10 protein-coding genes are annotated in these 16,127 nt (G+C 33.5%); all 10 read left to right on the top strand.

Annotation, left to right across the window (positions count from 1 at the left end; genetic code table 11):
- The first annotated feature begins 120 nt into the window (after positions 1-120).
- Entirely contained in the window at positions 121-561 is a 441-nt protein-coding gene (locus tag BBI01_RS18190; RefSeq protein ID WP_065396068.1) for a hypothetical protein, read from the top strand.
- Positions 545-757, top strand: a complete 213-nt coding sequence (locus BBI01_RS18185; protein ID WP_065396067.1) for a hypothetical protein — start codon at positions 545-547, stop codon at positions 755-757. The genes BBI01_RS18190 and BBI01_RS18185 overlap by 17 nt, the downstream gene beginning before the upstream one ends.
- Positions 758-901: 144 nt before the next feature.
- Entirely contained in the window at positions 902-1,696 is a 795-nt protein-coding gene (locus BBI01_RS18180) for a thymidylate synthase (RefSeq protein ID WP_065396268.1), read from the top strand.
- 98 nt (positions 1,697-1,794) lie between these two features.
- The gene (locus BBI01_RS18175) at positions 1,795-3,234 is read left to right on the top strand and encodes a hypothetical protein (protein ID WP_123862172.1); all 1,440 of its coding nucleotides are present in this window, start codon (positions 1,795-1,797) and stop codon (positions 3,232-3,234) included.
- Positions 3,235-3,418: 184 nt separating this feature from the next.
- Positions 3,419-3,637, top strand: a complete 219-nt coding sequence (locus tag BBI01_RS18170) for a hypothetical protein (RefSeq protein WP_065396065.1) — start codon at positions 3,419-3,421, stop codon at positions 3,635-3,637.
- Between the two features lie 23 nt (positions 3,638-3,660).
- Positions 3,661-6,171, top strand: a complete 2,511-nt coding sequence (locus BBI01_RS18165; RefSeq protein WP_065396064.1) for a M1 family metallopeptidase — start codon at positions 3,661-3,663, stop codon at positions 6,169-6,171.
- Positions 6,172-6,352: 181 nt separating this feature from the next.
- On the top strand, positions 6,353-7,681 hold the full coding sequence (locus BBI01_RS18160) for a hydroxymethylglutaryl-CoA synthase family protein (protein ID WP_065396063.1): 1,329 nt from the start codon (positions 6,353-6,355) through the stop codon (positions 7,679-7,681).
- A gap of 419 nt (positions 7,682-8,100) precedes the next feature.
- A complete protein-coding gene (locus BBI01_RS18155) occupies positions 8,101-10,989 on the top strand; it encodes a SusC/RagA family TonB-linked outer membrane protein (RefSeq protein WP_065396062.1) in 2,889 nt (962 codons plus the stop codon).
- An 18-nt stretch (positions 10,990-11,007) separates the two neighbouring features.
- The gene (locus BBI01_RS18150; RefSeq protein WP_065396061.1) at positions 11,008-12,609 is read left to right on the top strand and encodes a RagB/SusD family nutrient uptake outer membrane protein; all 1,602 of its coding nucleotides are present in this window, start codon (positions 11,008-11,010) and stop codon (positions 12,607-12,609) included.
- A 631-nt stretch (positions 12,610-13,240) separates the two neighbouring features.
- A complete protein-coding gene (locus BBI01_RS18145; protein WP_065396060.1) occupies positions 13,241-16,123 on the top strand; it encodes a SusC/RagA family TonB-linked outer membrane protein in 2,883 nt (960 codons plus the stop codon).
- Positions 16,124-16,127: the final 4 nt, after the last annotated feature.

Raw genomic sequence — 16,127 nt, 5'->3', positions numbered from 1 at the left:
GTTTTATCATCTTAATTGTGAGTTTTTAAACGGTCCTACATTCCCCTCCGCCGAGGGGTGTCGAAATCTACGATTTTGACGGGGTGGTTCTTACATCACAATAAAATAATCCAGCTATCAATGAACAAACAGGAAATAATCAACATAATCAAAGGCAAATTAGCCGATAAATCTCAATATTTCGAAAACCTTATCGCAGAAACCCGTGCCTCTAACAACGACACGAAAAGCTCAATGGGTGACAAATATGAAACAGGTCGCGAAATGCTTCAGCAGGAAATTAATAACCTTCAGCGACAGCTCAACGAGGTATTGAATCAACAGGCTGTATTGCAGAAAATAATTTCAGACGCTTCCGAAAAAGTTCAGAATGGCGCTTTAGTTAAAACAAATAAAGGTCTTTTTTATGTTTCAGTATCGATGGGAGAAATTGTTTTTGATAACCAGAAGGTTATGACAGTGTCCGCAGAATCTCCATTAGTAAAGGCTATGTTTGGTAAGAAAATGGGAGAAGGATTTACCATTAACAATATCAGTCAGAATATTGAAAATATCTGGTAAATTAAAAATAATTGGCGATATTTCCATAGACTACGGAACCAAGGATATTATTGATCAGAGTAAGTTCAAAAAGTTGGTGAAATTCGGTCCTGTGAAACTGGATTATTCAGATGATAAGTTTATTGATAAAGACCGATACGGAAAGTTGAAATCTATCAGCGGGAATAATGAAAAAATCAATGTTTCTGTTTTGTAGTCCTGAAATAGGATATGTATTATATCATTGTTTCATAGATGTCAGATACACAAATATTTAATAAAACAATAAGAGGCATTCAGAAAATGAATGCCTTTTTTTAATGCTTTTTTAGTAAATTTGAACCACAAAATTTCTCTCAAAATGCAAAACTACCTAGACCTTTTACAGCATATTTTAGACAACGGAACTGATAAAACCGATAGAACCGGTACCGGAACAAGAAGTGTTTTCGGGTATCAGCTGAGATATGACTTATCTAAAGGTTTTCCATTGGTAACAACCAAAAAGGTGCATTTGAAATCTATTATTTATGAATTGCTTTGGTTTCTGAAAGGAGATACCAATATCAAATATCTTAAAGATAACGGAGTAAGCATTTGGGATGAATGGGCAGATGAAAACGGAAATTTAGGACCTGTCTATGGTGCACAATGGAGAAGTTGGCATGGAGCTGATGGAAAAGTGGTAGACCAGATCACAGAAGTGATTGATCAGATCAAGAAAAATCCGGATTCAAGAAGATTAATCGTTTCTGCATGGAATGTTGCAGAAATTCCAAATATGGCATTGGCGCCTTGCCATGCATTATTTCAGTTTTATGTAGCTGACGGAAAATTATCACTACAGCTTTACCAGAGAAGTGCAGATGTTTTCCTTGGTGTTCCTTTCAATATTGCAAGTTATGCATTATTATTGATGATGGTAGCTCAGGTTTGTGAACTTGAAGTAGGAGATTATGTTCATAGCTTCGGGGACGTTCATATTTATAATAACCATTTTGAACAGGTAAACAGACAGCTTTCAAGAGAAACGCGACCTCTTCCTACCATGAAGCTGAATCCTGAAATTAAAAACATCTTTGATTTCGATTTCGAAGACTTTACACTGGAAAACTATGATCCGCATCCGGGGATTAAAGCTCCTGTTGCTATTTAATATAATCCGCAGATTTTATATCCTTTTGTAATTGGTATATTTCTATTATTTTTGATGATTGTGAGAATTCATCTCACCACAAATTCTGAAAAAATAATATGGAGAAAAAATTAAACAATAGTTACCTGATATTTTTGAATATCTTAATAATTGTTTACAACCTTTACATAAGCTTGTCCGTTTTTAAAGAAAAGATCATTGTGACGGATGACCTAAGTAAGCTCTACGAATCAAAACATATTTCAAAGTCTTACTTCAGTTATCTCTATTCTTTTTTAGACTCCACCACAATGGCGGCAAGACCGATTTCCGGTATTGTCACAGGAACGTTGATTTTTTTCTCAAAGTCTAATGAATATATCTACCTGTTAGGCGTTCTTTTTTTTCCACTTTCTTTACTCGCGATTTATTGCATTGCAAAGAAAATACTTTCAAAAGAACTGGCGAGTCTGATTACTTTATTATATTCTTGTTCCTTAATCGGGACGAGTATTCAGTTTTCTTCCATTATGCTTAATTCAAATTTGGCAACAATTTTCTTTTTATTAAGCATTTATTTCATCTACGTTCGTGAAAAGATCATCATAAGTTCACTGTTTTTTATCGCTTCAATATTGAGTTATGAAATCTTTCTTCCGCTTATACTTTTAAACTTATTTCTTATTAAAGACAATAAAAAAAGAATTCTGTTTTTATTATTGACATCAGGAATTATTATTATTTTCAGAAAGATCATTCAGCCTTCTATATTTGTAAACTCGTATCAAAGAGATGAAGTAAACAAAATTTTTGAATTTAAAAGAGTTCTTCAGATTGCAGTTTTTTCTCTGAAATTATTTTTCAAAGATCTGTTTGTAGGAATCTATAAAGGTTTATTGAATATTCGTAATCTTCATGTTATAGAGATACTATCAGCTTTTTTGATCTCATTCGTGACTTATAAAGTATTTTCCGGATATGATTTTAAAAGTAATTTAAAAGAATATAAAAAGATTGGGCTTATATCTTTCCTTTCAATAATGTTTGGACTGAGTATTTTCCTTTTTTCATCCTATATTCCTACAATTTTCGGTTTTGATAATAGGAACTTAGGAGCTATAAGACTTTTTTATACCCTTCTTGTCGTTTCCTTAATCGTTTATTCATCAGTTAAATTGAAATTAGGAAACAAAATAACAAGTGCTTTTTTGGCGGTCATTGCTTTTCTGCTTGTTATTACGAATCTGAGTGTGAAAAATTCATGGTCTTATGCCGTTAAGTTTAACAATGAAATATTCACAAAATTAAATACAGCTCTTCAATCAAACCATATTGAAGCCGGAGAAGTGTGTCTGAAATATGATATTTTCAATGAGGTTAAAACCAATCCTCGTTTTACATTAAGAGAACCAATTTTTTACAATAACTGGGAAAGTCCGATGTTATCTCAGATGAATGGTATTGATCCTCATAAAATTCATGTTTACAACATTGAAAGAAAGGCAGACTGTAATATTGTATTTCTTTACAAAAACGGAATAATAACCAGAATAAAGTAAACATTCAAAAGGTGGAAGTTTTGTGATTTCGGAGATAAATGGTCCAAATTCCTTCTATTTCAGATGAAAATCAATTTTTAAAGGAAGAAATCAGTTTATTGTTTCTAAAATAAGTTTTAAATTTGAAAGAACTTGATTTTGACCTTTAACAAAAGGCAGAATAATAAATCCAATCACAAAAATTATGAAATTTTTAAAAATAAATATCGAAGAAGGAGCAGACCCCGAAGTACTGAAAAATATCGTACTTCAACTGAAAGGAGTAGCTTCAGCAGAAATTATTGATGATGAAAACCCTGAAAGTGAACTGAAAAAAGCTTTTGCCAAAACAAAAGAACAGTTGAAGACAGGAGACTACGAAACCCTTGTCAATGATATTTTTGACATTCTAATTAAAAAATAAACCTAAAAAAATAAAGTAGACAGATGAGAAAGGTGATTTTATCAATGGCTATACTTGGAATTATGTTTTCCGCTAATGTATCAGCACAAACCGAAACTTCTGGAAGAGAAAAAGTATATAGAGCTACCCATACCAAAGTTACGGAGCTAAAACATACTAAGCTGAAAGTGAATTTCGACTATCAAAAGGAGCAGATGAACGGAGAAGAATGGCTTACCGCTTCACCATATTTCTATCCAACCAATGAACTGACACTTGATGCAAAAGGAATGCTGATTCATGAAGTATCTCTTGATAGTAATGGTAAAAAATCACCTTTAAAATATGATTATAAAAATGATGTTTTAAAGATTACGCTGGATAAAACCTATCAGAAGAATCAGGACTACACCGTTTATATCAAATACACATCCCGCCCGAATGAAGTGAAACAAGAAGGAAGTATGGCAATCAATGATGCCAAAGGACTTTATTTCATTAACGCTCAGGGAACAGATCCGGATTTGCCAACACAGATCTGGACGCAGGGAGAAACAGAATCTTCCTCTGCATGGTTTCCAACTATTGATAAACCCAATCAGAAAACCACACAGGAAATCTATATGACCGTTCCTGATAAATATGTGACACTTTCCAATGGAGTTTTAAAAACTTCTCAAAAAGAATCCAACGGTCTGAGAACAGATCATTGGGTGATGGATAAAAGACATTCCACTTATCTTTTCTTCATGGGAGTAGGAGAGTATGCTATTGTAAAAGACAAATGGAAAAATATTGCTGTAGATTATTATATCGAAAAGGAATATGAACCTTATGCAAAACAGATCTACGGAAATACTCCTGAAATGATCGAGTTTTTCTCCAAGAAAATGAATTATGATTATCCATGGGCGAAATATGCACAGATTTCCGGAAGAAATTACGTAAGTGGTGCGATGGAAAATACAACGGCAACCCTTCACGGAAGTGATATTCTTCAAAAACCGGGACAGCTTATTGATGAAAATAAATGGGAAGATACCATTGCGCATGAATTATTCCACCATTGGTTTGGGGATTTGGTGACTGCGGAAAGCTGGAGTAATCTTACGGTAAATGAATCATTTGCTAATTATTCAGAATATCTTTGGAATGAATATAAGTATGGAAAAGATCAGGCTGATTATCATTTGATGTCTGACGTGAATATGTACCTTCATAATCCGAACGATTTTAAGAAAAACCTCGTAAGATTCAATTATGAATCCCGTGAAGACGTATTTGATCTTGTAACCTATCAGAAAGGAGGCGGAATTCTTAATATGTTAAGAAATTACCTTGGTGATGATGCTTTCTTTGCCGGAATGAATGATTACCTGAAAACAAACGAGTATCAAAATGCGGAAGCTCATCAATTGAGACTTTCTTTTGAAAAAGTGTCAGGAAAAGATTTGAACTGGTTCTTCAATCAATGGTATTTTGGAAGTGGGAACCCGAAAATTAATTATTCAACAGCATTTGAACCGGTAAAAAAACAAGTGACTGTAACAATAAATCAGACTCAGGAGCAACCATTCCAGTTTCCACTTGCTATTGATGTATATGATAACGGAAAACCTAAAAGATATAATGTTTGGGTAAATGCAGATGCGAAAAATACATTTAGTTTTGATGTTTCCAAAACTCCGGATTTGGTTAATATCAATGCAGACGGAATTCTTTTAGCTGACATCACAGATACGAAAACTCCCGAGCAAAATCTTATGCAGTTTACTAATTCTAAAGAATTTAAAAGCAGATATGTTGCTTTAACGGGAATTAAAGATCAAGTGGGGAAAAATCCTGCTGCAACAAAATTATTAGCCGCTGCATTAAAAGATCCGTTCTTTAGAATAAGAATTAAAGCTTTAGAGCTAATGGATCTTTCCAATCCTGAACAGATGAAAGCGTTAGGAGCTGACGTCGAAAAACTGGCAACGAATGATCCTAAAACATTAACACAGGCTGCTGCAATCTCTGCTTTAGCCAAAACAAAAGATAAAAAGTATCTTCCGATTTTTGAAAAAGGAGTAGGTGCAGTTTCCAATGCAGTAAAAGGAAACTCTTTAGGAGCTCTTATTACGATTGATCCGTCTAAAGCAAATACTCTGGCTGATAAAATTGACTTGGAAGGTGCTTCCGAAGATTTACAGGCACAGTTGTTACCGATCATTGTAAAGAATAAAGTCACTTCTCAAATGCCAAATATTGCTCAACATGCCGCATTCTATCCGTTTATTAAATTTCAGAACCCGGAATTAGGAAAAGCGGCGGAAGACGGTTTCAACTGGATCATGACTTCAGATAATTTAAAAGCTACTGAAAGTGTTACGAAGATCGTGGGATATGCAAAAAATCAGATGGGAGATAACCCGCAAGCTAAAATGATGATTGTACAAATGCTGAAAGATGGTTTAGCAAAGAAAATGGAATTGCTGAAACAGAACCCACAAAATGCTGCAAGTATCAATAAGCAGATTGATGCTTTAAATAAAGCAATTGAGAACTATAAATAATAATATAATTAAGATCCATAATCTAAAGCCGGCAAATATGTCGGCTTTATTTTTTATGGGATGCGAAAATTTCTGAAAAACTTATTACGATAGAGGATTTTGATAATGTTACAAAAATCAGTGAATTTTACCGTTGTTTTTTACATTATCTTTCATAAATTCGTTTAAAATTTAGAAGATTATGAGTTTTGGAATTGAGGCTGCGAGTTATTATGTGCCTTCTTTGTATTTGGAAATTAAAGATTTAGCTGAAAAAAGAGGCATAGAACCAGCAAAATTGGAGAAGGGATTAGGACTTCATAAAATGGGTTTTCCGGATGTACATGAAGACACTGCTACTTTTGCGGCAGAAGCATTATTAAAATTAATTAAAGATTATAATATTAATCCCAGAGAAATTTCAAGAATTTATTTGGGGACAGAAAGTGCTTTGGATGCAGCAAAACCAACGGCTTCTTATGCAATGCAGATGGTTGAAAAAGTTTTGGAAGCAGAATTTGGAGAAAGAGTTTTCAGAAACTGTGATGTGGTAGACATGACTTTTGCATGTATCGGAGCTGTGGATGCATTACATAATGCTTTAGACTTTGTAAGGGTAAATCCGGATAAAAAAGCAATAGTGATCGCAAGCGATTATGCAAAATACGAGTTGGCATCTTCTGGAGAATATACGCAAGGTGGAGGTGCTGTTTCTTTACTTATTTCTTCCAATCCTGATCTCCTTGAAATTGAAAACCATTGGGGAGTAGCCACAGAAAGTGTTTTTGATTTCTTCAAACCAAGAAGACAATATAAAAGAGAAGATTTGAACGGTGCTCCGGATGCATTTCCTGACAAAATAGAGATTTTTACAGATGAACCGGTCTTTGACGGACAGTATTCCAATCAATGTTATCAGGATAGAATCAGGGAAGCATATCAGCATTATAAAGAAATTACAGGAGAAGAAAAGCCTTATGAAAACTGGCATTATATTATTTTTCACCTTCCTTATGCTTTTCACGGGAAAAGAGTTTTTACAGAAATTTATAGCCTTGAAAATGGACTTTCTTATGGAACTCCGGATGAGCAAAAAGCTGTTGCGAAATCTGAAAATTATCTTCAGCTAATCAATCAGAAAATAGAAAAAACACAACGCGCTTCATCAGAAATTGGAAATATGTATACTGCTTCTATTTTTATGGCATTTCTTTCAGGGTTAGAGACTTCTTTTAATGAAAACGAAGATTTGTCAGGAAAAGAGATAGGTTTCTTTGGGTATGGTAGTGGTTCTAAATCGAAGGTATTTGCAGGAAAGATTTCAGACAAGTGGAAAACAGTAGTGGAAAAGTGGGATTTATTTGAAAACCTGAAAAATAGAACAGCTGTAGACTTCGAAACTTATGAAAAGCTTCATAGAAAGCAATTGGAACAGTCTGTGAATCCCGCTTATAAAGGATTTGGTCTTGCTTCCATAGAAATTGATAATCCTGTTTCAGTAGGAGCAAGATATTATAGTTATCAAGGTTAAAATATTGTGATATAAACTGATAAAAAGCATCTCAAATTATGAGATGCTTTATTTTTTTGCTTTTTCTAGAAGAAATATTACTAATAATACGCAGTTTTAATACTTTTTTTGAAAATTATATTGTCTCTTTATTTGAATGTTTTTTGCTTAAATAAACGTATTTGGTTTATTATTTTTATTGATTATTTGAAAAAAGTGTATTGTCATTGAATTTTTATAAGTTGTTAAAATTCTATTAATATTTACGTGTTGAGTTTTTTTTTCATTCATTATACGATATTGATTATTTACATGGTGTAGTTGTAGTGGTTTTAGTTAATTTAATGTATTTTAATCTATTGTTTATCAATGTTTTGTATTTTTGGTTTATTAATATTTATTAACATATTTGCCTTTAAAATATATTAAAATTTGTTAATATGAATGTTAAACTACGTGTATTAAGCACTGGAGCTTTGTTTTTTTTAGGACAAGCAGCTTTTGCGCAAACGACTAAGAAAGATTCTGCATCTAAAGTAAAACAAATTGACGAAGTTGTTGTACTAGGATATAGTAAAACTGCTACAAAAACAAAATCTACAGCAGCTGTAACAACTATTTCAGCGGAAACACTTGAAAATAGACCGAACACAACATTCTTGAATTCAATTCAAGGTTCAGCTCCTGGACTTTCTGTTAATTCAAGTTCTGGTTCTCCTGGTTCTGGTAAAATTGATATTATTATTAGAGGGGTAGGGTCTTTAAATGCATCTACAGATCCATTATATGTTATAGATGGTCTTACTACCTCTGCTACTCAGTTTAGAAACTTGAACCCCAATGATATTGAGTCATTAAGTATCTTAAAAGATGCGCAAGCAACTTCAATCTATGGAAACAGAGGAGCGAATGGTGTAATTGTGATTACTACTAAAACGGGAAAATTTAACTCAGGAGTTAGACTTTCATATGATGCGATGACTTCGTTCTCAACATTCCCGAAAGATAAATATAATATGTCTAATGGTCCTCAGTTTTTGACTATTAAGCAAAGGTTATATGATGAGTTTGGGCAATCTCCAAATCCAATAACAAATGAAGCAATTGCTAATGCTCCTACTACAAATTGGAATAAGGAATTCTTTAGAACAGGAATTAGTCAACAACATAACTTATCATTACAGTTTGGTGGCGAAAATGTATCTGTTTATTCATCTTTAGGATATTTAGAGAATGAAGGTATTATTAAAGGTACAGATTTTAAAAGATTTACTTTTAGAAATAATATCGTAGGTAAATCTAAGGATAATAGATTCAACTACTCTGCGATGGTTGGGTTAGGATATTCTAAAAGACATCAGTTAGATCAGGAAGAAAACTCCGTATCATTAAATGCAAATGGTGTTCAGAACGTATTATTTGGGTCATTAACATCGGATCCTACTTTGGCACCATACCCATATTTAAATGGTAAAGATATGTTCAATCATATTGGACAAAGTTCTCAAAAATATGCTTCCTATATTTTGTATGATAATATGATTGGAGGGGTTCAGAACTTGTTCTCTGAAACAAGTATTAACTCAAACATTAAAGCATCATATAAATTAACTGATTATTTAACATTAGGAAATAGAGTAGGTATTGAGTTCAAACAAAGTGATAGAAACTTTGCAAGATCTCCACTAGGTTATCTTTCCAATAGCGTAGCTGCATCAAGTGAAGCACAGTATGGAGGAGTTGAAACTATTTCAAATACTAAGGACTTTACCTTCAACAATGTTATCAGCTTAAGTTATAATCAGCAGTTTGGAGAGCATAATATTTCATTATCAGCTTATGCTGACTACTTGAAAGCACATTATGCATTCAGTTCTTCTACTCAAAATGGATTAGAGCCTCTATTCTGGAGCTTAGGTGCAGGGACAGGTTATATCCCATTTAACCCTGCTACCCCAAGTTTATATGTACCTTCAGTTTCAGCGAATAAGGTGAACTCAGGTACTTTGGCTTATTTTGCAACTGCAGATTACGATTACAGTGGTAAATATGGACTTAGTGCAACGATAAGAAGGGATGGGTCTTATAGATTTGCTAAAGAAAATAGATGGGAAACTTTTTGGTCAGTAGCAGGTAGATGGAATATTGATAAAGAAAGCTTCATGGCTGATTCTAAATTCAGAATGTTGAAACTTAGAGTTTCTTATGGTACAGCCGGTAACCAAAACTTAGGTATTGCATCGAATAACTTCAATTCTATTTATCTTAGACCCAACAATTATCTTGACTTAGATAAAACTTACCGTGGATATGGGAACTTAGTAGGGTATTATTTTGTACCATCAAACCCAAATTTACAATGGGAAAGACAATCACAGGCTAACATCGGTTTAGATTTTAATTATAATTCTGTGATTGAAGGTAGTGTAGATGTTTATAGAAAATTAACTAACAGACTATTTAATGAAATTACTGTTTCTGCAGCGTCAGGAGGACTTAATGATGATTTATCACCTGAAGACTATTATATCGATGGAAATAATGGTGAGCTAGAGAATAAAGGGGTAGAAATTGGTTTAAGAGGACATATCTTCAAAAAAGAAGATCTTAAACTATCTGTCTATGTTAATGCTGCATATAACAAGAATAAGATTCTTTCTATGGATTATGCAAACCTTACAGATGATAACGTAAATGCTGCTGGAGGACCTGCTGATCAATGGTATTTATATGAGTATTTAGGTGTTAACCCTGATACCGGAGAACAAGTGTTCAGAGGAGCGAACGGACAAGCTACAGAAGCTCCTACTGCTAATGATAGAGTCTTTACAGGAAAATCTATTTATGCTAAATGGACAGGAGGTGCTGGTATTGATGCTGAATATAAAGGATTCTTTGCTTCTGCGTTTTTCTCTTTCCAAGCAGGTGGATGGCAGTATGACAACCTTTATGCATGGGCTATGAACCCATTATATACAACAATCTATAATAACGTATCAAGCGACTTGTTAAATGCATGGACACCTGATAATAGAAATACAGATATCCCTGCGTTAAGTGCTGTGAATGCAGATTCTAATGACAGATCTGATAGATATTTATATAAAACAGACTTTATAAGATTGAAAAACGTATCCATTGGATATAATTTTACAAAGAAACAATTAGGAGGACTTCCAATTAGAAGTTTAAAATTATATGCTCAGGGAGAAAACCTTTACACTTGGACCGATTGGAGAGGTTATGATCCGGAACCTACTAATCAATATTCATTAGGGGTGTATCCAAACCCTAAAACAATTTCGGTTGGTGTAAATGTTGAATTTTAAAATTTAAAAATTATTGAAATGAAAAGAAAAATAATAACTGGACTTATTTTAGGAGCTTCTTTGTTTGGCGGAAGTGTTCTTCTTAATAGTTGTAATGATGCTTTAGATATTGTACAGCCTGGTCAAATAGTAGATGATGAAGTGTTTGTAAGTGTAGCTAATATGAAAACGTATCTTAACGGGTCTGTTTATGCTAACTTAGAGCCTTCATATGGGAACTATCTTACAGCTGTTCTTACCGATGAAGTAAGACCTGGTAGTGGTTCAGGAGGACAGGAGTTTGGATTGCACAGATACTTTTTAGATAATAGTGATACACAGACGGGTAAAATATGGGCTTTTAATTATCTTGTAATTGGTCGTATTGGAAGATTAATTGAATTGTCTAAAAACGTGAAGCCTGCAACACAAGCAGAGCAAAATGAATATAACAAGGTAATTGCGGAAGCAAGAGCTATAAGAGCTTATTGCTATCTAGAAATTGAAAAGTATTTTTCAACAGATATTAAAGATGATAATGCATTAGGTGGCATGATTGTTTCTGGTTTAATTTCAGATCCGCTTAATGTAAATATACCTCGTGCTACAAATAAAGCTGTTTTTGATGTGATCAATGCTGATTTAGATTATGCTAGAAGTATTCTGTCTTATGGTGGCGATTCGTTCTATGTAAATAAGACTTTTGTTGCAGCTGTGTCTGCTAGGGCAAACTTATATAGAGGAAATTATGCTTTAGCAAAACAATATGCTCAGGAAGCTATCAATAACGGAGGTGTTACATTAACTAAAGCAAATCCTATACAGTCTCCAAATGCGACTTTTGCAATAGGAACTCCAGCTTGGAATGTATATTTCTATAATACAACAGCGGTTAGAACAACAGTGGTAAGTGGTGATGGATTAATTCCAGCAGGTACTGATATTCCTGTTTCTTATAATCCTTACAGACAGATGTGGCAAGATACTAATAAAGGAGAATCTTTATTTACAATACAGAGACTTGTTCCTGGATCAGGTTTGGCTATTGGAACATTCTGGAATACGAATCAGTCTACAATCAATGGAAACCCAATGTGGAGCTGGGGCTATAACCTTCGTCAGTTATTCATTACATCGGGAGATATAAGAAGGTACGCCTATATTGATCCAACTTCAGCAGGTGGTGAATATGTTATTGATAAATTTCCAGGTAAAACAGGATCAGCTACTAGAAATGATGTGAAAGTAATAAGATTATCTGAAATGTATTTCATTTTAGCAGAATGTGAGGTTGAAGCAAATAATTTCCCTGCAGCAGCAAATGCTGTTCAGGAAGTTAGAAATGCAAGATTCTACGCTAATGTTCCTGCAACTCCTACTTATACAAGTACTCAACAGGCATATGTTGATATCTTAAAAGAAAGACGTATCGAGCTTGCATTAGAAGGGCATAGATACATTGACCTTAAGAGATTAGCTAAAAAGGCTGGTGTAACTATGGATAGGGATTTAAATAATGATGACAACGTACCTACATCAAATTTACCTAATAATAGTTATAAATATACTTTACCTATTCCGTTGGCAGAAATTTCGGCTAACCAAGGAATGAAAGGTCAACAAAACCCTGGTTATAACTAAAATATAATCATATTATACACAACCCCTGCTCAAAGCAGGGGTTTTTTGTATAATAAGTAATATAAATTGTATTTATTATTTGCATACAGGTAGAGAAATATTTTTAAAAAGGTATTTCTATCATCAGATCAATAAAATGGAAGCTAAGTGTTATTAAAAACATTGATATTAAATGTAATTTTTTTTTAAATGTTTATGTTTTATAATCTATGTGTAATGTGTGTTTTATTGTGATAATTTTTATTAAATCCTATTTTTAGTTGTTTTATTGTATTTATTTTCTCTTTTCGTTTGTTTTGTTTTATTGATTTTTGGTTTTTTTGTGATGTTTTCTCATTTTATTTTTTGAATATTTTTCTATTTAATGATTTATTTAATTGATATTTTTCGTTAATAGTTATGATTTGATGTACATGAATGAATTATTTTACATGTTGTTAATATTCTGTTAAAGTTAAATTGAATTATTATTATTTAACAATATTGTTGTTTTTGATTTATATTTTAAATTAAATAATGTTTTTTATTGTTTATTTTTAACTTAAACAATCGTTTTATTAGTATTTTGTAATTTGAAACTTCTGCTTCTTATTAACATATTTGTCTCCGGAATATCTTAAAATTTGTTAATATGAATGGAAAATTATCTGTGCTAAGTGCCGGAGTCCTGTTTTTTATGGGGCAAGGACTTATGGCACAAAAGGTAAAAAAAGACACAGTTTCCACTAAGGAAATCGAAGAAGTCTTGGTAGTAGGATATGGAACGCAGAAGAAAAAAGAAGTTACGGGTGCTGTAACCTCTATTAAAGCTGCCGATGTTGCCAATATTGCTGCTCCAAGTTTTGAACAACAGCTTGCAGGTAAAGCTGCAGGGGTTCAGATCACTAGTGCTACCGGTATTTTAGGGGAGCCGCCAAGAGTGAGAATTAGAGGGATTGCATCTATTACTTCGGGTACCTCGCCGTTGTATATTGTAGATGGTATTCCGATCTTTTCCGGCGATGTGGGTGGACAAACTTCAACGAATGGATTAGGTGATATCAATCCTAATGATATTGAATCTTTTGAAGTTTTAAAAGATGGTGCTTCCACTGCTATTTATGGTTCAAGAGCTGCTAATGGGGTAGTTTTGATTACTACTAAGAAAGGAAAGGGAGGGCGATTAAGCCTGAATTTCAGTAACTATGCTGGGTATGCAATGCCAGTTGGTTTGTATAATTTACTTCAGACTCCCGACTTTATTACCATTTCAAATGAAAAAAGAGCAAATGCTGGACAAAGTGCTGTAGCCTTTGGAACAGAATATAATACGGATTGGCAGAAAGCAGTTTTAAGATCTGCTGCTTTTCAGACGGATAATACATTGTCTGCATCTGGATCTTTTGGTAAATCAAATTATTATACATCTATTGGGTATACAAAACAGGAAGGAGTTGCAATTCCTAACGAAATGCAAAGGTTTTCTACAAGAGCAAACGTAGATCATCAGGCATTCGAGTGGATGAAAATCGGAACAAACCTTAGTTTTACAAAAACGGATTATGTAGGATTAAATACAGGAGCTTCTTCGCTTTCTGGAAATATTTATAACGCGATTAAACAGTTACCAAATACCCCAATTTTTAATCCTAACCATCCTACAGGTTATAATATTGACGCTACCGATCCAAGGGTAGTTGGAAGATGGCAAAATACATTGTTGGCGGGAGATAATATTACAAATATTGTGTATGCTCTTAATAATAATAAAATGAGGTCTAGCGTAAACAGATTGATAGGATCTCTTTATTCGGACATAAGATTATATCCGTTCCTGAATTATAGATTTCAGGTAAGTGTTGACCAGTCTCAAACGAAAGGGTTCGTGTATTGGAATCCGGTGCATGGTGATGGGCGTGGATCAAACGGATATATCAGAAATGACTTTTCTGATTATCTAAGAGGAAATATTCAAAATATCTTAACATTCAATAAAACTTTTGCTGAAAAACATACAATTACTGCTGTAGCTGTATATGAATATCAGAAGCAAAAACTGCAAAGTTTCTACGGAGGTGGAACAAACTTGTCTACACCTTTCTTCAATAATGGAATTATTTCAAGTTCTGTAGGAACTCCACAATCAGGAGGAGGGATCACGGAGCAAGGGATTTTATCATATGCTGGAAGATTCAACTATAACTATGCAGGGAAATATTTCCTACAGGCGTCTATCAGAAGGGATGGTCTTTCTTCATTACCAATGAAAAATAAATGGGGTAACTTCCCAGGAGTATCAGTAGGATGGACGGTAAGTAAAGAAAATTTCATGCAAGGTCTTGAAAACATAGTTTCAGATCTTAAGCTTAGAGCTTCTTACGCTAAGGTAGGTAATACGGATATTGGTAACTATCCATATTTAGGATTGTTTAGTAACTATAAGTATGCTGATTATACTGGGGTTGCATATTCTCAGATTTATAATCCTGATTTAAGATGGGAAACGAGTCACAAGTATGATTACGGATTGGATGTATCTTTATTTAAAAATAAGCTCAAGTTGACGTTTGACTATTTTGAAAACAAAATTTCAGATATGATCATTGAAGCTCCATTAGCTCCGTCTCTTGGGGTTCCAAATAACAGTATCTTTAAAAACATTGGAGATATGAAGAACAAAGGATTCGAATTCTCTGTGGATTACAATGTTATCAATACTGAAAATTTTGGATTGGATGTGAATGCTAACCTTACCTTGATGAGTAATAAGGTCTTGGCTCTTGCGAACAATAATGCAGATATTTTCTCCAGTGCAAACAATATCATAAGAGTAGGTGAATCTTTAAGATCTATCTATGGATTTGAATATTGGGGAGTAAATGCAGCGAACGGAAATCCGGTTTATTATAAAGCTGATGGAAGTTTAGTGCAAGGAGTTGTAGGAAAAGGTGTTTATGCTGTATTTGATCCTTCTAATCCTAATGATGTAAGTAAGTCTGCAATTTTAGCTCAGTCTGATAAAAAGGTATTAGGTAATTCTTTACCAAAGTATTTTGGAGCAGTAAGTTTAAAGTTTAGATTTTACAACTTTGATCTGGGAACTACGGTAAGATACAGTGGTGGAAATAAAATCTTTAATGCTACCAGAAGAGATTTGATGACCTTGAACTTTAATAATAATTCAACTGAAATCTTAGGAAGATGGCAAAGTCCATCGAATCCGGGAGATGGTTTAACACCAAAATTATATTTTGCTGATAATACACTTACTAACCTTACAAGTAATGCTTCTTCAAGATTTTTAGAAGATGGTAGTTTTGTAAAGTTCGACGTAATTAGTTTAGGATATAATTTCCCTAAAGATATTCTGAAGAATGTTGGAGTTAGAGGTTTGAGAGTTTACTTCCAGGCTCAGAATGCATTTGTCATTACTAAATATAAAGGTCTTGATCCGGAAATGGAAAATGCAGGAGTGGATTTCAATGGAACTCCTCGTCAGAGAGTATTCAGTATGGGCTTTAATGTTTCACTATAAAATT

The organism is Chryseobacterium artocarpi (assembly GCF_001684975.1).
GTDB lineage: Bacteria > Bacteroidota > Bacteroidia > Flavobacteriales > Weeksellaceae > Chryseobacterium > Chryseobacterium artocarpi.
Note: the sequence above shows the minus strand (reverse complement) of the source record. Positions and strands in the feature narration are given on the sequence as shown.

What these genes read in the sequence shown, in the direction of transcription:
- BBI01_RS18190 (WP_065396068.1), top strand. Translation starts at nt 121, where the DNA reads ATGAACAAACAGGAAATAATCAACATAATCAAAGGCAAATTAGCCGAT.
- BBI01_RS18180 (WP_065396268.1), top strand. Translation starts at nt 902, where the DNA reads ATGCAAAACTACCTAGACCTTTTACAGCATATTTTAGACAACGGAACT.
- BBI01_RS18175 (WP_123862172.1), top strand. Translation starts at nt 1,795, where the DNA reads ATGGAGAAAAAATTAAACAATAGTTACCTGATATTTTTGAATATCTTA.
- BBI01_RS18170 (WP_065396065.1), top strand. Translation starts at nt 3,419, where the DNA reads ATGAAATTTTTAAAAATAAATATCGAAGAAGGAGCAGACCCCGAAGTA.
- BBI01_RS18165 (WP_065396064.1), top strand. Translation starts at nt 3,661, where the DNA reads ATGAGAAAGGTGATTTTATCAATGGCTATACTTGGAATTATGTTTTCC.
- BBI01_RS18160 (WP_065396063.1), top strand. Translation starts at nt 6,353, where the DNA reads ATGAGTTTTGGAATTGAGGCTGCGAGTTATTATGTGCCTTCTTTGTAT.
- BBI01_RS18155 (WP_065396062.1), top strand. Translation starts at nt 8,101, where the DNA reads ATGAATGTTAAACTACGTGTATTAAGCACTGGAGCTTTGTTTTTTTTA.
- BBI01_RS18150 (WP_065396061.1), top strand. Translation starts at nt 11,008, where the DNA reads ATGAAAAGAAAAATAATAACTGGACTTATTTTAGGAGCTTCTTTGTTT.
- BBI01_RS18145 (WP_065396060.1), top strand. Translation starts at nt 13,241, where the DNA reads ATGAATGGAAAATTATCTGTGCTAAGTGCCGGAGTCCTGTTTTTTATG.